This is a genomic window from Laedolimicola intestinihominis (genome assembly GCF_040096155.1).
GTDB lineage: Bacteria > Bacillota > Clostridia > Lachnospirales > Lachnospiraceae > Laedolimicola > Laedolimicola intestinihominis.
Genome location: NZ_JBBMFE010000001.1, coordinates 1 through 25,180, shown reverse-complemented (window position 1 = coordinate 25,180; position 25,180 = coordinate 1). Strand labels below are relative to the sequence as shown.

General features: G+C 53.1%; 22 protein-coding genes. 1 reads left to right on the top strand and 21 read right to left on the bottom strand.

Going from position 1 to position 25,180, the window contains the following annotated elements:
• Window positions 1–13 precede the first annotated feature (13 nt).
• From WMO29_RS00110 to WMO29_RS00040, 15 genes are all read right to left on the bottom strand, one after another.
• Window positions 14–784 carry a dihydroorotate dehydrogenase electron transfer subunit gene (locus WMO29_RS00110; RefSeq protein ID WP_349163248.1) on the bottom strand — a complete coding sequence of 257 codons (771 nt, stop codon included), beginning with the start codon at window positions 782–784 and terminating at the stop codon, window positions 14–16.
• A gap of 9 nt (window positions 785–793) precedes the next feature.
• Window positions 794–1,723 (bottom strand): orotidine-5'-phosphate decarboxylase, encoded by a 930-nt coding sequence (gene pyrF, locus WMO29_RS00105; protein WP_178038447.1) that lies wholly within the window; start codon window positions 1,721–1,723, stop codon window positions 794–796.
• 123 nt (window positions 1,724–1,846) lie between these two features.
• A complete protein-coding gene (hflX, locus tag WMO29_RS00100) occupies window positions 1,847–3,082 on the bottom strand; it encodes a GTPase HflX (RefSeq protein WP_349163247.1) in 1,236 nt (411 codons plus the stop codon).
• Between the two features lie 13 nt (window positions 3,083–3,095).
• Window positions 3,096–4,028: a glycosyltransferase family 2 protein gene (locus tag WMO29_RS00095; RefSeq protein ID WP_349163246.1), complete on the bottom strand. Its 933-nt coding sequence runs from the start codon at window positions 4,026–4,028 to the stop codon at window positions 3,096–3,098.
• Between the two features lie 62 nt (window positions 4,029–4,090).
• Window positions 4,091–5,311, bottom strand: coding sequence for an LCP family protein (locus tag WMO29_RS00090; protein WP_349163245.1), 1,221 nt, complete (start codon window positions 5,309–5,311; stop codon window positions 4,091–4,093).
• Between the two features lie 32 nt (window positions 5,312–5,343).
• Complete coding sequence (locus WMO29_RS00085) at window positions 5,344–6,753, bottom strand: undecaprenyl-phosphate glucose phosphotransferase (RefSeq protein WP_178038451.1); 1,410 nt, start codon at window positions 6,751–6,753, stop codon at window positions 5,344–5,346.
• A 47-nt stretch (window positions 6,754–6,800) separates the two neighbouring features.
• Complete coding sequence (locus WMO29_RS00080; protein WP_349163244.1) at window positions 6,801–7,763, bottom strand: glycosyltransferase family 2 protein; 963 nt, start codon at window positions 7,761–7,763, stop codon at window positions 6,801–6,803.
• Window positions 7,753–9,231, bottom strand: a complete 1,479-nt coding sequence (locus tag WMO29_RS00075) for a glycosyltransferase family 2 protein (protein WP_349163243.1) — start codon at window positions 9,229–9,231, stop codon at window positions 7,753–7,755. The genes WMO29_RS00080 and WMO29_RS00075 overlap by 11 nt, the downstream gene beginning before the upstream one ends.
• A 2-nt stretch (window positions 9,232–9,233) precedes the next feature.
• Window positions 9,234–9,908 carry a DUF4956 domain-containing protein gene (locus WMO29_RS00070; protein WP_178038454.1) on the bottom strand — a complete coding sequence of 225 codons (675 nt, stop codon included), beginning with the start codon at window positions 9,906–9,908 and terminating at the stop codon, window positions 9,234–9,236.
• A gap of 39 nt (window positions 9,909–9,947) precedes the next feature.
• Entirely contained in the window at window positions 9,948–10,643 is a 696-nt protein-coding gene (locus tag WMO29_RS00065; protein WP_349163242.1) for a polyphosphate polymerase domain-containing protein, read from the bottom strand.
• Window positions 10,644–10,665: 22 nt separating this feature from the next.
• On the bottom strand, window positions 10,666–12,312 hold the full coding sequence (locus tag WMO29_RS00060; RefSeq protein ID WP_349163241.1) for a CotH kinase family protein: 1,647 nt from the start codon (window positions 12,310–12,312) through the stop codon (window positions 10,666–10,668).
• Window positions 12,309–13,904 (bottom strand): CotH kinase family protein, encoded by a 1,596-nt coding sequence (locus tag WMO29_RS00055; RefSeq protein ID WP_349163240.1) that lies wholly within the window; start codon window positions 13,902–13,904, stop codon window positions 12,309–12,311. The genes WMO29_RS00060 and WMO29_RS00055 overlap by 4 nt, the downstream gene beginning before the upstream one ends.
• 31 nt (window positions 13,905–13,935) lie before the next feature.
• Complete coding sequence (locus WMO29_RS00050) at window positions 13,936–14,364, bottom strand: GtrA family protein (RefSeq protein WP_178038458.1); 429 nt, start codon at window positions 14,362–14,364, stop codon at window positions 13,936–13,938.
• A gap of 6 nt (window positions 14,365–14,370) precedes the next feature.
• Entirely contained in the window at window positions 14,371–15,825 is a 1,455-nt protein-coding gene (locus tag WMO29_RS00045; RefSeq protein ID WP_349163239.1) for a glycerophosphodiester phosphodiesterase family protein, read from the bottom strand.
• Between the two features lie 8 nt (window positions 15,826–15,833).
• Window positions 15,834–17,624 carry an LTA synthase family protein gene (locus WMO29_RS00040; protein ID WP_349163238.1) on the bottom strand — a complete coding sequence of 597 codons (1,791 nt, stop codon included), beginning with the start codon at window positions 17,622–17,624 and terminating at the stop codon, window positions 15,834–15,836.
• A 126-nt stretch (window positions 17,625–17,750) separates the two neighbouring features.
• Between WMO29_RS00040 and WMO29_RS00035 the strand changes: the two genes are divergently transcribed.
• Complete coding sequence (locus WMO29_RS00035) at window positions 17,751–18,704, top strand: glycosyltransferase (protein ID WP_178038461.1); 954 nt, start codon at window positions 17,751–17,753, stop codon at window positions 18,702–18,704.
• Here WMO29_RS00035 and WMO29_RS00030 read toward each other — a convergent pair.
• The 6 genes from WMO29_RS00030 to WMO29_RS00005 all read right to left on the bottom strand — a co-directional run.
• Window positions 18,701–19,039 (bottom strand): EamA family transporter, encoded by a 339-nt coding sequence (locus WMO29_RS00030; protein WP_349163237.1) that lies wholly within the window; start codon window positions 19,037–19,039, stop codon window positions 18,701–18,703. The two genes, WMO29_RS00035 and WMO29_RS00030, sit on opposite strands and share 4 nt — an antisense overlap.
• A complete protein-coding gene (locus tag WMO29_RS00025) occupies window positions 19,029–19,376 on the bottom strand; it encodes an EamA family transporter (RefSeq protein WP_178038463.1) in 348 nt (115 codons plus the stop codon). Before WMO29_RS00025 ends, WMO29_RS00030 begins: the two co-directional genes overlap by 11 nt.
• Window positions 19,373–20,521 carry an ATP-grasp domain-containing protein gene (locus WMO29_RS00020; protein WP_349163236.1) on the bottom strand — a complete coding sequence of 383 codons (1,149 nt, stop codon included), beginning with the start codon at window positions 20,519–20,521 and terminating at the stop codon, window positions 19,373–19,375. Before WMO29_RS00020 ends, WMO29_RS00025 begins: the two co-directional genes overlap by 4 nt.
• Entirely contained in the window at window positions 20,511–21,641 is a 1,131-nt protein-coding gene (gene rffA, locus WMO29_RS00015) for a dTDP-4-amino-4,6-dideoxygalactose transaminase (protein ID WP_349163235.1), read from the bottom strand. The genes WMO29_RS00020 and rffA overlap by 11 nt, the downstream gene beginning before the upstream one ends.
• Window positions 21,642–21,647: 6 nt before the next feature.
• On the bottom strand, window positions 21,648–23,435 hold the full coding sequence (locus tag WMO29_RS00010; RefSeq protein WP_349163234.1) for a hypothetical protein: 1,788 nt from the start codon (window positions 23,433–23,435) through the stop codon (window positions 21,648–21,650).
• A 29-nt stretch (window positions 23,436–23,464) separates the two neighbouring features.
• The coding region (locus WMO29_RS00005; RefSeq protein WP_349163233.1) for a hypothetical protein at window positions 23,465–25,180 on the bottom strand (1,716 nt) is incomplete at its 5' end.

The following is a 25,180-nucleotide window of genomic DNA, read 5'->3' as shown; positions in this document are numbered from 1 at the left end:
CTTCTTCCTCCGGTTACAGTTCGATTTCGTCAGCCGCAAAGACCGGACCGTCCTTGCAGATGCGCTTATTTTTCACGTTCGTGTGGGCGTCCACATCCTTGGACTTGCAGACGCAGGCCAGACAGGCTCCAATGCCGCAGGCCATCCGCTCCTCCAGGGACAGGTAACAGTCGATGCCCTGCTCTTCGGCGTAAGCCTTCAGGGCCCGGAGCATGGGGCCGGGGCCGCAGGCGAAAATGGCGTCCGCAGTCAGGCCATTTTCTTTGATGGCGTCCAATACATTTCCCTTTGTTCCGGCACTTCCGTCCTCAGTGGCTACCACAAGCTCCGCATGGCGGGACAGCTCGTCCTTCAGGAACAGGTCGCCGCCCCGATAACCGGAAACCACGATTTTCTCCCCGGGAAGCTGCCGCGAGAGCTCCACCATGGGCGGTACGCCGATGCCGCCGCCGATGAGGAATACTTTTTTATAGCCTTTATCCAACGGGAAGCCATTGCCCAAGGGGCCGATGAGGCGTAAGGTCTCTCCCGCGCCGTAGCCGGAAAACTCTGCGGTTCCGGCTCCTGCCTTCCGGTATACCAGACGCAGGGTTTTATTCTCTTTATCAATCTCACAGATACTGATGGGCCGGGGCAGAAGCCGGGACTCATCGTGGCAGTAGACGGACACAAACTGACCGGGTCTTGCCTCCTCTGCGATATGCTCTGTCTGAAGCCACAGGCTAAAGATGCCCGGGGCAATCTCACGCTGCTCTTTAATAAGCGCTGTTTCCTGATATTTCATAGCCTTCTCCTATCGTGCGTTCAGTGCGCCGCTGATATCGGCTACCATGTCTTCCACCGCCGCGCGGGAAGCGTCGCCGAAGTTTTCCGCGCCGAATTTTGCGTACTTCTCCTGCTTGTATGCGGCAATGATGCCTCTGGAGGAGTTGACAATGGCTCCCAGACCGTCCTCGTTAAAGAAGTTCACCAGATCCTTGCCCTTGCCGCCCTGGGCACCGTAACCCGGCACCAGAATGAAGGTCTTCGGCATAAGCTTACGAAGGGTCGCGCCCATTTCCGGATAGGTAGCTCCGACTACCGCGCCGATGTAGCTGTAGCCGGACTGGCCTACATGCTCTTCACCCCACTGGGCTACCTTCTCGCCCACCAGCTCATAGAGCGGACGGCCATTTACCAGCTGATCCTGGAACTCGCCGCTGGACGGATTGGAGGTTTTTACCAGGATAAACAGACCCTTATTTTCCTCTTTGCATACCTCGATGAAAGGCTTTACGCCGTCACTGCCCAGGTACGGGTTTACAGTGGCGAAATCCTCGTCGAAGGGAACATAGCATTTGCTGCCCACCTGTACCTTGCCCAGATGGCCCACCGCATATGCGGCAGAAGTGGAACCAATGTCGCCGCGCTTGATATCGCCGATGACTACCAGGTCTTTGGATTTGCAGTAATCGATGGTCTTCTTATATGCCTTCAGGCCCTCGATACCGAACTGCTCATACATGGCGATCTGAGGCTTTACCGCCGGAATCAGGTCGTAGGTCTTGTCCACGATCTCCTTGTTGAACTGCCAGATGGCCTCTGCTGCTCCCTCCAGGGTCTCGCCGTACTCCGCGAACGCCTTCTTCTGGATGTGCTCCGGAATGTAGTTCAGCATCGGATCCAGTCCTACCACGATGGGGGCTCCGGTCTTCTGAATCTTTGCAATCAGCTTATCAATCATTTTACGTTCTCCTTCGTTTTATAAAGTTATGGTTTCTGGTCTCTGCGCTTCTCCCGCAGGTCCGTTTAAGAAATTATATAGTATTTTTTTATAGAATGCAACTGTAAGGATCCTCTGCGCCACCTAATAATTCCGCGGCATCCAGGCCTTGATATAGATACCGTCCTCCCGATATTCCTCTTCCAGCACCTGTCCGTACCTTCGAATCCGCTGGATATCCCCTGCCTGGGCGTAGGGAAACAGCTTCTCTACCTGTACCCGGCTGTTACGAAGCTGCTCTTCCAACACTTCCTGCAGCTCCTTAAGTCCCGCGCCGGTTCCGGCGGAAATGCCGATGGTGCGCACCGCGTTCGGATCCTTCGGAAGCTCGCTGCCCGCCGCCAGATCCCGCTTGTTAAACAGGGTGATGACCGGTCTGCCCGCGATGCCCAGACGATCCAGAGTCTCGTAGACTGCCTCCATCTGGGCGTCCATCTGCGGACTCACGCTGTCCACTACGTGAAGAATGTAATCGGCGTAGCGGGCCTCCTCCAGGGTGCTCTTAAAGGCCTCCACCAGATGATGGGGAAGCTTCCGGATAAAGCCGACCGTATCCGTCAGCAGAATCTCCTGGCCGCTTGGCAGCTCCATCCGGCGGGTGGTGGGATCCAATGTGGCGAACAGCTTATTTTCCGCCAGGATATCGGCTCCGGTCAGGGCGTTCAGCAGGGTAGACTTGCCCGCGTTGGTGTAGCCTACGATGGCCGCCACCGGCACACTCTCGTTCAGGCGCTTCTTTCTCGCCGTATCCCGGTGAATCTGCATCTCCTTCAGTTCCCGGTTCAGTCTCGCAATGCGGCTCTTAATCAGCCGTCGGTCCGTCTCCAGCTTCTTCTCGCCGGGACCTCTGGTGCCGATACCGCCGCCCAGTCTTGACATGGCGATACCCTTTCCGGTAAGCCTTGCCAGACGATAACGCAGCTGGGCCAGCTCCACCTGCAATTTTCCCTCGCTGGTGGTGGCGTGCTGGGCGAAGATATCCAGGATAACCAGGGTCCGGTCCATGACCTTCAGATCCAGCTCCTGCTCCAGGCCGCGCAGCTGGGCCGGAGTCAGCTCGTCGTCGCAGATGACGCCGTCGGCCTGAAGAGTCGCTGCCAGCTCCCTTACCTCGTCGATCTTGCCGCTGCCGATATAGGTGCCCGGATGCATGCTTTCCCGGTTCTGGATGACCCGGCCTACGGCCTCCGCCCCTGCGGTGTCGGCCAGCTCTGCCAGCTCATCCAGGGATTCCTCCACATTTTCATTTTCCCGGGTGCAGACGCCGACAAGGATGACGCGCTCCCGGGCTGCCTCTTTATTTTCATATAACTCTGCCAAAATTTATCCTCCGTTATCTCCGGTATCCGTTCCAGTAAGCCCGGTTCATGGTACAGCGAAGCACCAGCCACCGGGGCAGCTTCCGATAACTCTTACCCATCCTGTAACCCAGGAACTTCCAGCCGCTCTGCCACACCAGCGTCACGATGAGCCAGGGTTTCCTGATCCGCAGACAATGGGCCGCCGTCTTCTTCACCAGCCGGATGCCCTCTCCCTCGGAGGCCACGCCGTCGAAGATCTCCGGATGCTCGGCCTGGGATACGGCCAGATCAAAGTTCCGGTGGAACTGTTCGAGCCCGCTGTAATTGTGGGAATGGATGACCCGGGCGTCCGCCGCGTAGGCGATGGCGTAACCGGCCTTAATAAGCCCGCCCGCATAAATCATATCCTCGTTGAAAATGGTTTTTCTGATAAAGCCTCCCCGGTTTACATAAGTTTGCCGTTCGTACATGGCGCACACATTGGAACAAAAAAAGGTCTTGATGCCAAGTGTGTCCAGATCCGCCGCCGTTTTAACCCGGGACTCCTCCGGATAGTTAAAGATCCGTGTATAGCGTTCCAGCTCCCGGCAATCCGGCCTGGCCAGCTGCCTCGCGTATGCCGCCTTAATCTGCGGTTCCGTAAAAGCTGCCGCCAGACGCTCCACCAGATATTCGTCCGCCGGAATGGCGTCCTGGGTCAGAAAGAGCAGGTAATCCGCGTCAGACAGGCGCGCGCCCGCGTCCCGGGTGCCGCCGTGGTCAAACTCACTTTTGTCCAGCTCGTGAATCTCTGCCCCCGGAATATCTTCCGCCATGGTTCGCATATCTACTTCCGTACGTGTATTCATAATGATAATCCGCCGCAGCGGACGGCTCTGCGCCATCAGCCGCTTCAGAAGCTCCCGGAACTCTGCTCCCGGACGGTAAGCCGGGATAACCGCGTCGATAATCGCTTCTTTTTTCATACTTTCCCTCTCTGAAAAAATGGACGAGGCCTACTCTCCCCGTCCATTTTTATTCCGTGTAATTATTCCGTCGATTTCGCCGTTACGCCTGTATCAGAGATAATCTTCTCATTGATCTTCAAGACTGTCGGTGACGGATAATAATCTTCCTCTCCAAACAGGAACTTGTGAAGCTCCATTACATTCAGCTCCAGATCTGCAGGCACGACCATATCCTGCTTATTGATCTTCTTATTCTCGATATAGGTCGGGAAGCCTCCGCTCTCGCCCAGCTCGTAGGACATCATATTGGCCGCCATTCCGATCATGGTCGTCTTCGGGATATTCGTGGATACCAGCGGGAATACCTCGTCCACAATCTTGTTAATTGTACCCAGTCCTGCGCTCTTTGCCTTCTCGACAATCTTACTGATAACCATTCTCTGACGTTCCGTACGCTTGAAATCACTTCCTGCTGTATAGCGGATGCGGCAGTAAGCCGTCGCCTGCAGTCCGTCCAGAGTCTGCAGTCCCGGTCCTTCCAGGAACGGGCTGTAGTGATCCAGATAATCCTCGGAAATCTCAGTCGTTTCGTACATATAGGCGTTGACATACTCCCACTCATCGTCCTGTACATCGATGTCAATGCCGCCCAGGGCGTCGATGGTCTTGATCAGGGCCACAAAATCTATGCTGACATAATACTGGATATTCAGATCCAGGTTGGTGTTCAGCATTTCCATAGCCTGCTTGGGTCCGCCGTTCTTGTAGGCCGCGTTACATTTGCCGTAGGTGTCGTCCGCCCGGTTCAGATAGGTATCGCGGTATACGGACATAAGCTTGACCTCTTTGGTCTCGTTGTTGATGCTGGCGATGATCATGGTGTCGCTTCGATTGCCTGCGCCCAGCTCGCCGATCTTACGGGTATCAATACCAAACAGGGCAACATTCGTATAGCCCTTCAGGAGCTTGGCTGTATCCTCGTCCATATCTTCATTGACGACCACGTCGCCGATATTCTCACTCTGGAGCTTGTCAAGCTTCCCTAAGCCCCAGACGCCGACGCCGAGAATCAGGATCAGAAATACCTCCAGAACAAGGATTCCGATCATGCGCTTTTTGCGCTTCGCCTTTTTATGTCTCTTTGCCATTCTGCGCTTTTCTTCCGGTGTATGGGCGGTCCTGCCCTTACTGTGGGAGCTGTGCGCATGTGCATTACTGCGGGTGTTGCGACTGCTACTGTTTCGACGTGTGCTGTGTTCCTCGTCCCGTCCCCTCGCGTTTCTGCCTCTTGTATCTGCCATACGTGTAAAATCCTTTCCTGTTTTCTGACACCTTAATAGGCATTCTTGTTGACGAAGCCCTTGAAAATCGTCAGAAATAAGATTTTTATATCAAACCCCAGCGTCCAGTTCTCAATATAGTAGAGATCATATTCGATACGCTTGCGGATCGAGGTATTGCCCCGGTACCCATTAATCTGGGCCCAGCCGGTCATACCCGGACGCACCTGGTGTTTAATCATATAACGTGGAATCTCCTCCCGGAACTTCTCCACAAAAAACGGGCGCTCCGGACGGGGTCCCACCAGACTCATGTCCCCTTTTAAGATATTAAAGAGCTGCGGCAGCTCGTCTATGCTGGTCTTGCGGATAATCTTTCCCACCTTTGTGACACGGGGATCGTTCGGCACGGTCCAAGCTCCCCGTTCCTTCTTGGGCGACTGGACGTCCATGGAGCGGAACTTGTACATCTTGAAGTTCCGGTTATGAAGTCCCACACGCTCCTGGGCATAGATCAGAGGTCCCGGAGAGGTCAGCTTGATGGCGATGGCTGTCACCAGCATAATCGGCGAAAAGATGATGATGGCACAGACTGCCCCCACCAGATCCACCGTTCGCTTTACAAATGCATTGAATGTATTGGTCAGAGGCACATGGCGGATATTGACCACCGGAAGCCCCATCAAATCCTCCGTGTACGGACGGGTCGGGATGATATTATTGTAATCCGGAATGAACTTTGTATGCACGCCGGATTTCTCACAGACCGCCACGATATGCTCCAGCTTAGAATACTCGCTTAAGCCCAGGGTAATGGCAATCTCATCCGGCTTGGCCTTCTCCAGAACTTCTTCGATCTCCTCAGTGCGGCCAAACACCTCCACGCCCCGATACTTCATGCCCTGTTCCACATTGTCATCCAGAATCCCCATGATCTCATAGCCCCATTCCGGATTGCCCTTGATGCGGTCAATATACTCCTCCGCCGCGCGGCTGTAGCCCACCAGAATCATGTGCTTCTGGTTGAATCCCTTCTTCCGCAGCTGGTGCAGGGCCAGACGGATGGAATTGCGGGCCATGGCTTCCAGCACGATGTTGATGGCGTAGAAATAAAACAACATGGGACGTGAGAAGTTCGTCGTAAACTCGGTATTCCAGCGCAGTAAAAACATAGCCATCATAAAAATACCAAGCCCCAGCGTATTGGCCTGTACGATCTTCTCCAGCTCCACACGCTTTCTTCTGACACTCTTGGTGGTATACATGCCAAAAGCCGCGTAAAGCGCCAGATATCCCGGCACCAGCGGAATCAGAATCAGCATATAATCCTGGAATACAAAACCGGATATATGATTCAGTAATTTAAACTGGATAGTCCACGCCAGCAGATAGGCTGCCGCGACCACCAGCGCATCCACCAGCACGTGAAGCCGGTTAAAATGCTGCTGATTATCCTTTATCACTACTTCTCACCCACATTCGGCTTCAGCAGCAAGTGCTTCAGCCTGTACTAAACGATTACTTTTCTCGCTATATTCCGCCAGAGCTCCCACTGGAGTCTGGCATACGCCGGGAAATGCTTCCACATAAAGCGGACCTTTTTCTCCCGGTCGCAGGTACAGATTCCCTTAAGAATCCCCCGGGCGTAAGTGCCGCCCAGCTTCTTCTTACAGAAAAACAACTGCTTTGCCCCAAATCCCACCAGCAAAAACGGCAGATTCAGCACCAGCTGAAGCAGGGGCATATTCTTATAGATAATCCATATATTATTCCGTGAACTTAATGTCACCTTAAATTCATTATAACGGGAACCGCTGGTTCCGCTTCCGGCGTGCAATACCCTGGCCTTTGGTACGTAGAGATTCCGGTATCCGAAGATACGCGCTCTCCAGCCGATGTCGATATCCTCCAAATAGGCGAAATGAGCTTCGTCAAAATACCCGATTTCTTCAAAAAGCGCTTTCCGGTAGACCGCCGCTCCCGCACAGGCCGCGAATACTTCGTCCTGTTCTTCATAATCTGCGGAAGGCCTATCTTTTCCTCTCGCAAAGGCCCAGCCGAGGGCGCAGTAAAAATTGCCCGCGTCGTCCAGCTTCAACGGATCCTGAAGCTGAATCAGCTTGGCCTGGGCTGAAAATGCCCTCACATCTGCTTCCAGAGCCCCCACCAATGCGTCCGTAAAGCCCGGCTCCACCTCGGTATCATTGTTCAAAAGAATCACGTAGGGCCGCGTCGCCGCCCGGATGCCTTCATTGACTGCCCGGGCAAACCCGTAGTTCTGATCCATGGCCAGCACACGCGCTTCCGGAAAATGCTCTCTGGTATATTCGAGGCTTCCGTCCTTTGACGCATTGTCCACCACGATAAGCTCCGCTTTCGGCGCGTCCCGGAGTACCGCCTGCATGCAGGCTTCCATAAAAGCCATTCCATTGTAATTGGGTATCACAATGGATACCTGACTGTCAGCCTTCATACAACACCGCCCAGGGTTCATAGTAGATATGGTAACCGGATTCTGTAAGCTTCGCCGCCAGCGTCTCCACAGACACCTCTCCGCCCTCCGGCACACAGGTCTTTAAGATATCCGCCTGCACCATAAAGCAGTCCGTCGGCTGCTCCAGCTCCTGCTGCAGCACCGCCCGGTGATTGTATCCGGTATATCCGTATTTCAGACCCTTCATTCCATCGGAAAAGGGGTCCTTCACACCGCGCATCCGGATATCGCCTGCCAGCCGCTTCCGCGCGTCGTACACCCGCGCGCAGGCCAGCCCCGTATCGGGACGGTCACAACAGGCTTTCAGCGCCTCATAAAACTGCGCGTTTACCCACGTATGCTTCTGTCTCTGATTCCGAACATGCATAAAAAGCACATAACGATCTTCCGAGTTAATTGTTACGGAAATATTACATACCTTACCATAATATACAACGTTTACACCTGTTTGTCCATCAAATTTTTCGAAAGAATTCTTTAAGATAGATGGAGCGCCCGGATAGCAGACCCGGTAAAAGCCGTAATTATCCGTATTTTGCGGGGTTCCCATGCGTCCGGTCCGGGCAAGATGGGCCGACACCGCCCGCTTTCCCGCTTCATAAGCATAAAGCTTGCTCTCGGGGTTCGTGGCCGTAGATGCCTCGTGGCTGCGCCAGGAATACAGCACCTTCGCCACATGCAATATCTGCTCTGCTTCTTCTGTACAGCGGAAGATAAAGTCATGATCCTGGGCTCCGTCGAACTCCTCCCGAAACCCCCCAACCTCCAGGGCAATGGAGCGCCGTACCACGAAAAAGTGACAGATATAATTATTGCTTCGCAGATATTCCTGATTAAAGTCCGGCTTGAAATGGGGCTGAAAATGACGGGTCAGTTCCATATTGACCTTATCCTCGTCCGTATAAACCGCGTCTGCGCCGCCGCTCTCGTTGAGTGCCTCTACGATCTCAAAAAGAGCCCCCGGAAGCAGCAGATCGTCATGATCCAAAAGGCCCACATAATCGCCGGTCGCCAAGGCAAGCGCCGCGTTGGTATTGTCAGAAATTCCCAGATTTTCCGTCAGATGCCGATATTTTATCCGGGAATTCTTCTTTTCATATTCTTTTACTGTCTGTTCGACCTTATCGGAAGGACTGCCATCGGCAATACACAGCTCCAGGTTTCCATAGCTCTGCTCCAGTACGGAGTCGATCATCTGCCGCAGAAAGTTCTCCGGCGTCTCATAAGCCGGAACCAGAATGCTGATGCACGGCTCATACGCGAACCTCTTTTCCCGCTGGCGCGCGTCCTCCTCCGCGTCCGGAAGCTGTTTCAGAAGCCAGTCATTGTAACCGGCCTCGGCTGCGTTCCGTCGCCTTCGCTCCATAATCTTCCGATAAAGCCGGGCGAGCCCGTATTGCTTTATATACCGCAGTCCGCGCCCGCCAAGCCGCATGATTTTTCCCATATTTAGAAAGTTACCTCGCCGTCGTGGGCAATCAGGGAAGCTGTCATTACGGTATCCACCGCAGCGACCTCTTTCACAAAGGCGCCCTCTTCCTTCACCTGTACCTCGACTACCATATCCAGGGCGCCTGCTGTCAGGTTTCTGGATTTTACTTTGTAGAAACGGCTGTATTTCTTTACGATATCCAGAATCGCGTCCTCTTTATCCGCATCGGTCACATTGACCACCAGCATCATGGGTGCTCTGGAAGCCGGCAGGTTCTCCAACACCAGAATCAGAATCGTCACCACCAGACAGGTCAGAAGCGCTACCTCATAGAGACCTGCGCCGCAGATGATACCGATACTGATGGACCAGAACAGGAACACCAGATCCATCGGATCCTTGATGGCGGTACGGAAACGCACAATAGACAGGGCGCCGACCATACCGAGGGAGATTACCAGGTTGGACTGCATAGCCAGAATGATGGCCGCAGTAATCACGGACATGGCTGCCAGAGACACATTGAAGCCCTTGGAATAAAAGGACTTTCTGGTCACCAGGCGGTAAATCAGAAATACATAGCAGGCCAGAATACAGGTCACTGCAAAGGTCGCCATAATCCGTCCGGCAGAAATGTCCATGCTGGTAAAGCCTTCGAGAAATGACTTTTTGAATACATCTTTAAATCCCATTTTTCATATCCTCCATAGTCTTTTTATGAATTCTTTATTTTAATCCGGTATCCCCGTGAAGGAGTACCGTCTGCATAGGTAGTATTTGGAATATGCCGTCTGCTGTAAGCTGTCAAGCTGCAGATTCCGGTATATGTAATCCGGCAGGAACTCGTCGTATTTGACCTCCAGAATATTCCGCCCCTTCGGCATAATGGGCCGCATGGGCGGCTGCTCCGTCAGAAACAGGCTCGTATAGCTGGAAGAACGGATATTCAGATCCAGCGTAATACGGGTGTTGCCCAGGGGATCCACATAGGGAATTCGGTCATACTCTACGATAATCCGGGGTCTTAAGAGTCTCGTCCTCATCTGCAGGTTCAGCTTCTGCAATACCGGCGGATAAGAAGGATCCATTGGAATAGGTCTTCCGGCCATCAGCTCCCTGCACTGCTCCTCGGTCAGGCGGCAGGAAAGCTTCTGGGTCATGCCGTGTTCTTTCCGCTTCAGTTCCAGGCTGATACGCCCCGTACCGGCATTGTAGATGCGGATCCGGAATTTTTCTCTCGGATCGCTGCCGATCTCATTTTCCTTATAATAGCTGTTATAGTAATCGTCAAAATACAGACTGCGGATGTGATACATACCGTCCGCGCCCACGTGACTGTCCGGCTTTATCAAACCCTGAATCCGGTTTTCCAGAAGCGCCTGCTGCGCCGCCGTAATCACATACTTTAATTCATGCCGATAATCCATGTTTTCTCCTTTAGAGCGGGGCCTATTCGTATCCAAGCCCCATGTATTCCTCCAGATTGCCGTTAAAATAATAATCCAGGATGCCAAACCGATAAAAGGCCATCCGCTTGAACAGGTCGTAATTCTGTCCGCTGCTGCTGTCCGGCCAGCGTTCTTCATTCCTTGTGTAAGCGCCGGAATCCTGCACCTGATGTACAAGGCCGTCGATACGCTCCGTCAGATTTTCCTCTGAGAAAACGCCGGCCCGCAGCTCCTTCCATGTCCGGTTTACATAATCTCTTGTTTCGTCCACGTCAAGCTCCACCAGACGGTCGCCGTAGGCCCAGTTGATCCGCTCGGAATAAAGACCGGTAAACAGCCCTACCTTCCACACGCTGTCTCCGTCCTCATTTTCACTTAAGGCGTCTCCCCAGGTAATATCCATATCCCAGGGCGCAAAGTACAGCTTCGGACCGCTCGCAGTCTGCTTTGCCACATAATACATATTTTTTCCGCGGTTGTCAATGCCCAGCACCGCCTGAAGGAAAATCCAGACGTTCAGAGCACCCTCCCGATCCGTAAGAGCCGAGGCCGTCTCCCGGAATTCTTCATCTGTGGTCAGATCCCGCAGCTTCAGATAGTCAAGCAGTGGCTCCCAATCGGAACGCCCCACCGTATCCCGCTTGCCCTTCAGCTCATAGCCGTCCAGATTCTGACCATACTCAGGTTGATTCAGAAGCTCCTCCGTAGGCAGGGTCTGCGGCGTCACGGACTTGTAGGAATACTCCTCCGCCTTGCCCTCGTTCAGCTTCGCGCGGTTCAGCTGCTTGGAATCCACCGGCTCCGCCAGCATATAGAGTCCCCAGTATTCGTGGTTGAAGAAAACCTCCACATAGGTCATCCGGGTGCCGAAATAAGCGCTTGGGAAATCGCTTCTCACCGCGCCGATTTCACTCCAGAGATCCGCGTTCAGCTTGTCGCGGATCTTGGAAGAATCTGTATACATGGCGTTCAGAATCCACTCATCATCCGAACGCAGGCCGAACAGAGATTTTTTATCTGCTACAATATCGCCGCTTTTCTTCTGCTTTTTCAGGGTCAGCTTGTACCCCTTCTTCGGATACATGCGGCTGGTATTGCCGCGGATATGGGCCTCCAGAATGCTGGATGAGGTCCAGTTTATCTTGGTGGTATTATCCCAGAAAAAGGCGCTTCCGCCAAAAACTTCTGTGTCCGCGCTTTCTGCCGTCTCAATAGAAATGACCGGAAGGCCGGTGGCCACCACCTGACAGACCTGATATTCCCCATCCTTTACTGCATAGAAACAGAAGGCTTTTCCCGTCCGGATGGCTTCCTGCTTGTCCGTGTCGGCCATATCTTCCTCAAAAAGGAGCTGCACGCTCTTATCGAGGGAGCTAAGCTCCCCACTCTCCCATACGTCCGTCTCCATATCCAGAGGCAGATAGAAGGTCGAGGTGGCGCTGTCATAGGGCAGCTGCTCTCCGGAAAACGCCAACGCCGTAAAAAACGGCTCCGCCGCCTGCGTATGAGTCGCTTTCATGGCCTTTATATCCTCCGCGTCCACGCTCCGATAGCCCAGTGCCGGCGTAAGGAACCGCCAGCAGAAGACGCCTGTGAGGCAGCAGCCAAGCAATATCAAATTTAAAAGAAGCGCTATCTTCTTTTTCACTCCACATACTCCTCCAAATCCAGATAGGAAAGCGGATCGGCCATCTGCTCATCCAGAAAGGCCATCCGAGCACAGGCAAGCTCTTTCAGGCTCTCATAGTCGGAATTATGTCCGCCATTTTCCCAAATAGCCTGATCCCGCTCAAAGGCTCCGGAATCCACCACGCTGTGGGCATACGTATCTATATGCTCACAGAGCCACCCGTCGGAATAGACGCTTTCCCGCAGCTCCTTCCATCTGGCCGTGACCTTCGCCCGGGCGTCGTCCACGTCAAGCTTCACCAGACGGTCGCCTATTTTCCAGGCGATGCGCATGGTCAGAATGTCTTCCGAGAACCTGGTACGGTTCCCCGCATCAAAATCGTGTACATTTCCCCAGGTATAATCCATGTCCCAGGGCATGAAACGAATCTGATACCGGTCGTCCGCACAGACCGCCGGATAGAAGATATTCCGCTGAATATTATCCATGCCGATGACAGCCTGAAGATAGAGCCAGACGTCCAGCGCGTTATCCACATCGATCAACTCCCCGATATGGGCCGCAAAGGTCTCGTCGTCTGCCCCCAGATATGCAAGGTATGTGTCGAGGACTTCCCGATGGGCTTCATCATCCGCGCTGTGATTTCCCTTCAGCTCATAGACCTCCGGATCCTTCTGCTTGTACAGATACTCCTCCGGATTCTTTCCGTTTTCTTTGGTCAGACCCAGCTGCTTGTAGTCCACCGGCTCCATCAGACCGTAGATACCGCGGTATTCCCCATTTTGAAAGACCTCAATGTATTCCATATGATAGCCATAAAAACCCGTCGATTCAATACCCAAAGCGCCTGATTCGTTCCATATATCCTGAGAAAGTTTATCACGTACCTTCGAGTCTTCGCTGTACATGGCATAGAGCAGCCACTCGTCGTCAGTCCGCATTCCCAGGAAGGACAGCTTGTTTTTCCGCAAAGTGCCCGCGCCGATCTGGTTCTGTCTGTACAGGGTCATTTTGTAGGATTTCTTCGGGTTCAGGCGGCTGGAGCCACCCCGGATATGGGCGCTCATGACACTTTCCGTCACCCAGTTTTCCTTGGTGTCCGCCGCATAGAACCGCATGGTTCCGTAGATCTCGTCGTAGCGGATCTCCTCGCCGCTGTCCGTCGTAAGGCTTATCATGGGCAGTCCTGAAAATACCACCTGTACGATCTCATAATTACCGCCCTTCACCGCCAGCAGCCGATAGGCCTTACCGGTCTTTACGGCCTCCTGCTTATCATCAAGCAGCGGATTATCCAGAAGATAAAGCTCAACGCCGTCCGCTCCTGTGAAGCTTCCGCTCTCCCAGGCGGAATTGTCCATGTCCACCGGAATGTACCAGGTCCGGCTCTCCACATCGCAGGGCAGCTCTCCGTCCGCGAAATAAAGCCCGGTAAGCAGCCGTTTCTCCCCTTCTACCGGCGTCAGGCTTTTCATCAGCTTCTCCGCCTTTTTGACAGTCAGCACCTGGGAATCCAACGCAGATGCCGGCACCGGAAACCTTATCAGCCAGACGGAACTGATAAGGAGCAGCACAAGGCAGACAGCCAGTGCTATCCTTTTCTCCCTCATATCTGCTCCTTTCTGCAAGCGCTTATTTTGCTCAGTGCTTTTCGATAAAAATTTTACGTGTAATAAAGTTGTAAACCATCACCACTGCGGTCGCGAAAATCTTCACTACCATGTACGCGTAACGGGAATATGCCGCCAGCAGGCTGCTCTGATCCATCAGACCCTCCAGCCAGCCGGTACCTGCCCACATAAGGAGCTGGTTGATACCAAGGCCAATCAGGCTTAAGACTACAAAGATACCGAACTGGGCCGTCTTATTGGCATTCTTATCCGCGTCGAAGACTACGGTAATGCTTAAGATGTAATTGACTACGGTAGAAATGGTGTAGGAGCATGCACTGGAAATAAAGGATGGGATTCCCACCAGCTCAGTTAAAGCCACCATAATAAAGTAATCAATAAAGAAACACAGGAAGCCCACGGCTCCAAATTTTACAATCTGTCCGAATAATTTTTTCATTTCGTACTATTCTCCACTTTCTCTCAGTTCTTCTAAGGCGCGCGGGCTCCAGTAATCGGTGTAGAAGCCGTACACGCCCTTTTTCATATATTTTCGGATCTCCGACGGCTCGTCCACCACATGGACAAACATATCCAGCTTATTGTCCGCCGCCAGGTTCACGAAGTAGGCGGTCTTCTTCCACTTGACCGGCACCGTGAAGGCTCCGAAATTCATCTCCTTGGAGTATTTGGCCGCCGCTTCCTCTGCTTCCGTCGTCTTCGGCAGCTGATAGAAGGTAAACAGCCAGTGCTTCATGGAATAAATCGCATTGATTTTATCATAATCTTCCGCATTATACAACTGCACAATCAGACGATCCAGCAGTTTTTCCTGTCCCATTTCCCTGGCCAGGGCCACAAATTTCTCCATGACCTCGGGCAAATCGGTGTTTTCATCCTGCTTCACATCGGTGATAAAATAAAGCTCCGGATGCTCCGACCAGATTTCCAGAAGGCCTCTGGCCGTCAGTGTCGTCAGGGTTCCGTAGTATTTTTCCCGCTCAAAGGTGGCCAGATCCGGAATGTGCCCGTCATAGGACACGTCGAAGGTATCCTTCTTCCAGTTGTGGCGGCAGACAATCTCACCGTCAGACGTCTTGGCCAGATCCACCTCGATGATTTTGAAGCCTTCGGAAATGGACTCCTCCAGGGCGTCCCGGGTATTCGTGTATTTATACTCGCCCGCATTTCCCAGGGCATGGGCAATAAGGCAGCTTTCCTCATACCACTGGATTTCGTGGCGGGCCAGGCTGTCGTGATCGCCCCGGCGGCACACATTCAGCCAGAATTCACCCAGCAGCTCCTTCTGTCCCTCCGGCGTGTAGGGTCCTGTCCAGTAGACGCTGACCAGCGTAGTTCCGCCCTTGAACGCCCGGATTTCGCCACGCTCCGTCACGTAGGCCACATCCGGACGACTGCTTTCATAGGTGACATTTTCCACCTGCGCGTTGGCCGGTGTGGGCTTTAGCTGAAAGGATACGCTGTCCCCCCGATGCACCAGATAATAGTACTCATTGGCCGGAAGCTCCTCCGGCAGGGAGACTTCCATGCGGACAGCCTTCTGTACCACCGTTACCGGCACCTCCGTATACACCTTCGGATTTCCGACAGCAGTCACCCGCACAGCCGTTGTGCCGGGCGTGTGTCCAACCAATACGCCCTCATCCGTCACCTCCGCCACCACCGGGTCGGAGGACTCATAGCGAAGCGCCGTATCCGCCAGCTTATTTCGCGTCCCGGCCTTTGCCGCAATGGGCGTCCGCGCTTCCTGTGTATAGCGGGTGAGCGTATATCCGTCCTCCGGCATATTTAAGATTTGGACGTCCGTGATTGCCTCCACATACAGATACTGATGAAGCCCATATCCTCCGACGCCGGCCGCCAGGATGAGAAGCGCTGTTATTATGAACTTTTTTTTCATGTCATCTCCTAAGGTGTGATAGTAAAGAGTTCGTCGATTCGGTTTTTCCGATCCGCCACGGCATTGTATTCCAGCTTCTGATAATCCAACAGCTCCTCCGGCTTTTCCGTATTTTTGCCCCAGGCTGTATAGCTGCCATCCGCCAGATAGTAACCATTTTTCGTAAGGGCAGGAACCGAGTCCCAGGTCTTCAGAAGCAGCTTATCATAATCTGTGAGTTCCAGGTTGGCCGTCTCGAGAATCTTCGCCCCCAGATAATTGGCGCTGATTTTGTCTATCTCCTGACTCTCCAGCTCATAATTGGTCCAGATGATAAATGGCGTCACATACTGCTTATCCGCTTCTTCCGCTGTCAGCTCTTTCATGGATTTTCCATACAATGCTTCATAAAACCCATTTTCAATGGCAGCCTGATGATCGCCAAACATCACGATCATTGTCGGTTCCTCCACCCGTGAAAAATAATCCAGCAGATAGGCAAAGGCTTCATCTGACTTTTTCATCAGCGACAGATAGCGATCCGCCTGCTCGTATCCTGCCACATCGCCTCCGGCCTGTATTTCCTGCCGGAAATCCGGAAATGCTTCCTCATAGCCCCCGTGATTCTGCATGGTTACATTAAACACAAACAGCTTTTCTCCCGGCTCCTTTTCCTCGTAACGTTCTATCAGCCGCTGATAATCTCCCAGATCGCTGACATAATTGCGAAGCCGCTCCGCCTCCTGGAATCCGCCGCTGGAAATGAATTCGTCAAATCCCATATACTGATATACATTTTTCCGATTCCAGTTTCCCGAGATATTGGGATGCATGGCCACCGCGGTATAGCCCTGGGCCTTTAATGTGCTGACCATACCGTATTCCTCCGGATGGCAGTAAGCCTGGTACGCGCTGATTACATAAGGCAGAAGCGCCATGCTGTGGCCGGTCAGAACCTCATACTCTGTATTACTGGTTCCTCCGCCAAACACCTGCACATACAGACTGCCCCGGATGGTATTATCGGTAAGACTGCTGATAAACGGAAAATACTCCTGATTCGTCTGAAAATCCCGGATAACACGCATATCCGACAGGCTTTCGTTCATAATCACAATCAGATTCTCCGGAGTGGTCTCTGAAACCGGCGTGCTTTCGTAAGAAACCGTTTCCCCGATTCGCGCTGCCTCGCTTACGGAATATCCGGCTGGCTTCTCAATTATCATAGATTTCGCCAGAATAGCCGTGGAGGTGGCATAGCCGAAATCCTGATAGCTGCCCTCCAGGCTCCACCAGAATACATCGTCGTCAATTCCGGCCAGGGTGTATTTAATATCGTATCTGTAAAAAGCCAGCAGCCAGGCTGTGAGACAGAGCACATAACAGCCCGCCGCGATTCCGCGCTTTTTCCAGGTCAGCTTTTCCATGCGCAGCCGCCAGATCAGCAGAAGCATCAAAATAAGAAGCACTGCGCCGCAGGCCACTGATTTTGCGAACGTGATGTGATAATTGGATACCACTGCAGCCGCCGTCCTCCAGGCTGTCAGATCCTGCGGCAGAAGAAGAGGCGCCCCTTTAAACTGCAGCACATAATAATCTGCCGCCGCCAGAATATACAATACTACCGTCGTTCCTGCAGCCGCTGCCCGAAACCGGTTCACCGCCAGATACACCAGTATGTATAGGAAATAATAGAAAAGCAGATTGATAACCGCTCTGGGAAAACTGATATGCAGCAGATTCCCCGTTGTGGTTTCAAACATCAGATACCCGAAAGCCGGTATGGCAAATGCCGCCAGCCACTTTAATTTATCTTTCATTCGTAATTCCTCTGTCTTTTTCCTGTTACCTGCACCAGTATACCGTCTTCGCCTCCGATTGACAAGACTTCCCGCAGACGCTATACTGAACTCAGTCAAATTTTAAGAAAACAGGAAGTATTTTACATGGAAAAATTATCCTTTGTGATTCCCTGCTACGGCTCAGAAACCACAATTGAAATTGTAGTAAATGAAATCCGCGAAACCCTGAAGCAGCGCCCGGAATATGATTACGAAATCATTCTGGTCAACGACTGTTCCCCGGATCGAGTCTGGCCGCGCATCCGCGCCCTTGCCCTTGCGGATTCCCATATCACCGGCATTGATCTGGCCAAAAACTTCGGCCAGCACGCAGCCCTGATGGCCGGTTACCGGCACTGTACCGGGGATCTCATCATTTCTCTGGACGACGACGGCCAGACGCCCGCCTGCGAGCTGTTCACTCTGGTAGACAAGATGAAGGAAGGCTGGGACGTGGTCTACGCCTCCTACGCCCACAAAATGCACAGCGGCTTCCGCAATTTCGGCACCTGGATGAACGAGCGTATGACCGAAAGCCTGATTGGTAAGCCAAAGGGTCTCCGGGTCACCAGCTATTTCATCATGCGCCGCTTTATCGCCGATGAGATTCTCCGCTATGAAAATGCCTATCCCTATATCGAAGGCCTGATTTTCCGTGCCACCCGGAACATCGCCAATGTCCCCGTGACCCATCATGAGCGCATGGTGGGCGAATCCGGCTATACCTTCAGCAAGCTCCTGGCCCTGTGGTTCAACGGCTTTACCGCATTTTCCGTAAAGCCCTTACGAATCGCCACCTTCTGTGGCTCGGCCTGCGCCTGCATCGGTTTTCTGTACGGAATCTATGTGGTTATCCGCAAGCTGGTAGACAGCTCCATTGAGATGGGCTGGAGCTCCATTATTGCTTCCATTTTTTTCCTGGGCGGACTGATTCTGATTATGCTGGGTATGATCGGCGAATACATTGGCCGTATCTATATCAGCATCAACAACGCGCCCCAGTACACCATCCGTCAGGTTGTGACTGCGGACAGCAGCTGCGATAAACCGATGTTTTAACTGTAAAATACGAAGATCCCCAGAAGAATCAGCACATTTCCGAGAAGCTTCTTTTTCGTGATCTTCTCGCCGAAGACCAGGCGGCTTAAAATCATCACAAGAACGAAGCCCAGCGATTCAATGACCGCGCCATTCTTGTACTCCAGACCGGCATAGCCGCCTACGGTCAGAAGCGTGGAGAGCACCATCATGCCATAGCCTATGATCACATAGGCATTCAGGTATTCCCTTATGACCGACGTATAGGTTTTGGACGCGCTCTTTTTCAGTAAAATCTGGGACAGGGACGCCACAATGACCGACGCCACCAGAAGAAGCATATATTTATTCACCATCGCTGTTCACAATCATTGTTCCTGCGAAAACAATGAGCACTCCTATGATATTTTTGACCGTCAGGGACTCGTGAAAGAAGATCACAGTCCAGACCAGCGACCACAGAATCGCCATGGAACGGTTGGCATAGGCCACGGACAGATCGCAGCGCTTGATGATCTGCTGCCATGCGATGGCATAGAATCCCAGAATCAGGATTTCCACGCCGTAATAGATAAGAAACGGCAGGCTTAAGAACGACTGGCCCGAGGCCATCTTCGCCGCCACGCTGGACAGGGTGTAAAGCATGACCACCAGCTGCAGCGCCAGAATTAATTTCGGTGAAATCTTTTTCATAAGGTTACATACTCCTTTGCTTCAGTAAGGCTTTCAAAAGCCAGGATAAAATAGCCAAACCGGGTGGAGCTGTCCGTCACGGTGCCCTCACGCACCTCCGTAAGCTCGCTGATAAAATGTATCTTTTCCGGAATCTCTCTCTTTAACTTCTCCAGCAGTTCCAAATCCTTTTTCGTGAAAATAAAATGGATGTACGCGGTCTTCGGTTCCCGCACCTTCTCAAAAGAGGGCTCGCGTCCCGCCGCCACGTCGATGACCATCCGTACGAAATCATAGCCTGTAGACAGCTCCACCAGATCCGAGCCGATGCAGTCGCCGCCCATCCGGGCTCCGATTTCGATGATGCGGACACTCTCGCCCTCCAGCTTAAATTCTGTGTGGGAAGCGCCATTTTCCACCTTCAGGGCGTCGAGCCCCGCAAAGACTGCCTTCTGAATGGCCTCTCTCTGAGCGTCTGTCAGGGGTGCCGGCTCCAGGTGGCCGGTTTCGATGAAATGGGGCTCTCCTGTGGTGTACTTCTTTGTGACTGCCAGGAAATGATGCTTTCCCCGGCAGCTGACGCATTCACAGCTGTATTCGGGACCGGTCAGGTATTCTTCTACAATGGCCTTCTTTTCGAAGGAGTTATCCACCGAAGCCTGTAATGCTTCCGACAGTTGTCCCCATTCTTCCACCTTAGTTATCCCCCTGCTGCCGGAACGGTCCGTGGGTTTTACAATCACCGGGAGCTTCAGTCCGCTCAGATCCGCCGCTGTTGTCTCCGCGTCCGCCTCGTAAAAGCCCGGCACCGGCACGCCCGCTGCCCGAAAGGCCTTCCGCATGGCATATTTATTTGTGGAGATCTCCGTACATTCCATGCTGTTGCAGGGCAGCCCCAGCTTCCCGGCCACATAGTTGACCGTCAGCATGGCCAGATCGGAGCCGATGGAAGCCACTGCGTCGGGCTGTATCTCCCTGCATTTTTCCAGGATAACGTCCCGTTCCACGATGCTGATGGGATAAAAGTGATCGGCAGTCCGCTCTCCGATGGAACCGTCCTGCCATGCGAATACATGGGTCTCATAGCCCAGGGCCTTTGCTTTCAAAATCAACGGATTCTGGAAGCTGTTGGCGCCGATTATGACGATTTTTTTCTTATTTTCCATAGAATTCTTTTACCTTTTCCGCTATGAAGCGTACCTGTTCTTCCTTTAATCCATAGTACAACGGAAGCCGCAGAAGCCGCTCGCTCTCCTTTGTTGTGTATCGATCTTCCCCATGGAAACGGCCAAATTTCTGGCCTGCAGGAGCCGTGTGCAGCGGAATATAGTGGAATACCGTCTGAATTCCCTGCTCCTTCAAAAAGGCAATGAGCCGGGTACGTTCTTCCAGATCTGCCGCCTTGACCCAGAACATATGCGCGTTGTGCTCACAGCCTTCCGGAATAAAGGGAAGCTCAATCCTTCCCGCTTCTTTCAGGCTTTCCAGTATTTCCCAGTATAAATCCCAGGTTTTCATTCTGTCCCCATTGATGCGATCTGCCGCTTCCAGCTGAGCCCACAGATAGGCTGCGTTCATATCGCTGGGCAGATAGGAGCTTCCATAGTTCACCCAGGTATATTTATCAATCTGTCCGCGGAAAAATTTGGAACGGTTAGTTCCCTTCTCCCGCAGAATTTCCGCGTTTTCAATCTGCTGTGGATCCCGAATCAGCAGTGCACCGCCCTCTCCCATGGAAAAGTTCTTCGTCTCATGGAAGCTGTAGCAGCCGTAATCACCGATGGTCCCCAGAGCCCGTCCCTTATACCAGGCGCAGACGCCCTGGGCCGCGTCCTCCACAACCGCCAGATGATGCTTTTTCGCTATCTCCATAATCGTATCCATCTCACAGGCCACACCCGCGTAGTGAACCGGCACGATGGCTTTCGTCCTCTCTGTGATTGCCGCCTCAATCAGCTTCTCATCCATGTTCATGGTATCAGGCCGGATATCCACAAAGACCGGCGTTGCGCCCCGCAGCACGAACGCGTCCGCTGTGGACACAAAGGTATAGGCCGGCATGATGACCTCGTCGCCCGGCTGAATATTAAGAAGCAATGCCGCCATCTCCGTGGCATGGGTGCAGGAAGTGGTCAGAAGAGCCTTTGCCGTTCCGGTCTTCTCCTCGATCCAGGCGCTGCATTTCTTCGTAAACATGCCGTCACCGCAGATATGCTCCGCGGAAATGGCCTCTCTGATATAATCAAATTCTTTTCCCGTAAAGGGCGCTACATTAAATCCAATCATCGTTTCTCACTCCTCCGCCGTAAAATCATACACCTCAAAATTCTGCTCTCCGTAATTCAGCGTATCTGCCAGCTCTCTGCCCCGGTACTGCCCGCCGTAAATGCTTTCAAAATATCGATCCATATAACGCAGATTGATATTTTCCAGGGAAATCACATAGACATTATCCTTTGTCACAATATCCTTTTTCGGATCGGTGATGCCAAGCTTCGCGCACTTTGCGTTTTCCAGCGGGGAGAAGGTGTGCCAGCCGCCCACGGAAAGCAGGTTACTGAAGGTGAAATCCCGCTTTACGGTAAAATTATCCGTATAGGTTTCAATGGAAAAGGTCGTCATAAAGTAGACATTTTCCGGATGCTCTGCCATGTAGCGGTTCACATCCAGGAATTCCAGGTTGTAGTCGCGGCGGCCTGTATTGTAAGACTGCACGCTCCGCCAGGTGTTCGCGGCCGTCAGGGTCAGGACACAAAAGATCCCGAAGGTCAGTACGATGCTGCCGGGGCAGATTTTTCCCACGCTGTCTGTCTGCCGCTCCGTTCCGTCGTCGTTCTCCCCCAGTACCTGAATCCGATACCAGATTCCCAGGAACAAGAAGATTGCCATAAAATACAGCACAAAGCCCACACGCTCCAGCAGACGGTCCCGGTAGCCCAGATAGCCCCAGTAACCGAACCAGAGCACCAGAAAGCTTAAACCCAACCCCAGGCTTCGCCGGGAGCGTGCCGCGCAGAGCGCAAGCCCCAGGGCAATGACCGCGATGGCAATCAGATTGGCCGGATGATAGGTATCCTTCGTAAAATGCTCATAAATTTCCGTAAAGGCTGTACAGAGACGCTCCTTCAGCGGATGGGAAGCCGTATAAGCCTCCTTCTCATGCCGGGCCAGCGCCGCCATTTTCTCCGGGTACAAATTGTCCGCCAGATACAGGGAATAGCGTTGTAAATTCTCCGCTTCCTCGGGCGTAATACCCAGCCCGTCGTAAATGGCCGGGTCGGTCTCGTAATTCTGAAGCCCATAATAATCCATGATGGCTTCCCGGTCTGTATTATACTTCCGGAAGGTCCTCCATTCCGGGGAACGGTAGGCAAAGGCCTCCACTGCCAGAATCACCAGGACGCCCACTGCCAGCGCCGCCGGCACAAACAGGTGCTTCAGGCGGAACGGAAATGTGACTTTTCCACATTTCCATTGTCCTTTTGCGGCATATTTCCACAAAAAACACAGGGCTGCTGCCGGAACGGTAATGAAAAAGACGTCGTCACGAATCAGGAGCGATACCAGAACCAGAAATACCGCGATTCCTTCTTCCATCCGGATCTGCCAGTCCGGTCCTTCCCCTGCCGTGTAAAACAGGAAGATGCCCGCCGCGCCCGCGATGCCCGCCGCCGTCGTCCATTGAAACGCCGATACATGCTGGGTTCCCAGGGCCGTCATCAGGAGCAATGCCGTCGCCGCATATATGATTTTCCAGAAAATCCCTTTTTCAGATACCAGACCGCGGTACAGGCAGAGGGCAAAGGACAGCAGCACTACGCCAATCATGGTCAGTCCGTACCAGTCCAGCCCCGGGAAGCACTGATAGAGACCGCTTATCACCAGGCCCAGCAGATATTTGATATGCAGAAGATGGGCGTCCGGCGAGCCGGTAATGACGCCCGCCGCCACATTCCGCATGGCCACATCATCGTTGATGTCATAGATAAAGGGAACGGTTTTGTATACAAAGAGAAACCAGCAGCCTGTCAGTAAACATGCCGCCAGCATCGCGCCGAAGACGCGCCATCCTCTGTTCATTTCTCCTTTCGTCCTTATGTCCATCTGTTTCACTCCTGTATCTGATAAAAATAGTACATTCTTCCGTCTATCTCACGATTTTCGGTGAGTGTAAGCTCTGCCCCCGGCTTCTTCCAGGCAAGCCAGGAAGCCAGAAAGCCCGGATCCTCCACATCGCGCGCCACCAGGTACGCGTTTTCATCGGTAAACAGGGTCTGCTCCACTGATTTCACGCCAAGCGACATGAAACGCTTCTGATCCAGCGGGGAATCCGTATACCAGTCGCCAAAGGTCAGACATCGGTTCAGGGCGAAATTGCCATTGGTCACGACCCGGGCGCCGCCCACCGGCTCCGCCATATAGGTTTCGATAAAATAGAGCTTTTCCGTTTCTTCCTTGCATGCATTCTTAAAGGTCTGAAAGCTGCTGTCCAGGGCCAGCTTCTCCCGGTTGCTGACTGTGGAGCTTTGCCACTGCAAAAGCACGGTAAGGACTGACAGAATACAGAGAATTCCGGCCACCGGGCGAAGCCACTGGCACTGATCCTCCTCTTTTTCGCAAAGACTCGTAAACAGACCACCAAAAGCCCCCAGCATCACCAGATGCAGGGAAAATGCCACTCGCTCCGGCAGCCGTCCCGCGTATCCCAGAGCCAGCCACAACAGGCCATGAGCGCACAGGTACAACAGGAGCAGAGGATACAGCCGTTTTTCCCGTTTCCATAGCAATATCACGGCCAGCAGGAAAAATACCGCCACCGACAGGCTGACGTTCCGATATTCCGGAGAAAAGAACTGTTCCGCGGCCAGCTTTACCGCCGCTTTTATTTTCGCCATTGTGCCAGGCTCTCCGTCTGTCTGCCGCCGCGCTTCGACGCTTAACTTCTCCATCATCTGCGCATCCATGCCGTCTACCAGATAGAGGGCATAGTGACGCAGGGCCCGTACCTCCTCGCTGCTGATCCCAAGTCCATCAAAGAATTCCGGATCCGCCTCATAGGCCGGCACTCCGTAATAATCATAAACCTCCGAGCGCGCATTCTGGAACCGCTGAAATTCCGCCCATTCAGGACCGCTGTAAGCCTTCTTCTCCACCAGGAACAGCAGACCGACGGCGAAAAACACCAGAACCGGAAGCAGCAGTTCCCGGAAATTTATTTTCCATTTATTTCCATTCTCATTTTTCTGAAACGCTTTCCACAGAAAAGCCAGACCAAAACCGGGCAGTACCATAAAGAACACGTCTGAACGGATCCCATAGGTCAGTATCAGAAGCATCCAGATCCATACGCCGTCGGCCAGACCGGTTTTACGCCGCCCCGCGGACACATAAAGGAACAAAGCCGCCGCGCCCAATGCCGCTGCGCTGATGGTCCACTCAAACTGCGCCGCATGAGAAAGCAGGGCCGTAAGCGTCACGCCGACTGCGCCCACGCAGTACACACCTTTCCATTTCCAGCTCTTTTTTGCTGCCAGACCCCGGTAAAGAATCGCTGCCAGACTTAAGAATACAGCGCCCGCCATAAAAAAGCCGTACCAGTCTGCCCTGCCGTTTATCCGGTACAGGCTACTTATCGTCCGTCCCAGCGCGTACTGCACAAAAAACAGATGACCGTCCGGCGTCCCGGTAAAGGCTCCGGACGCAATATCCCGCATAATCACGTCGTCGGCAATGGCGTACACAAAACCCATGGTCTGATACACCGCCAAACCACAGATAAACGCAAGAAGAACAGACGCCGCCGCGGCGGGGCCGGTTGTGTTAGA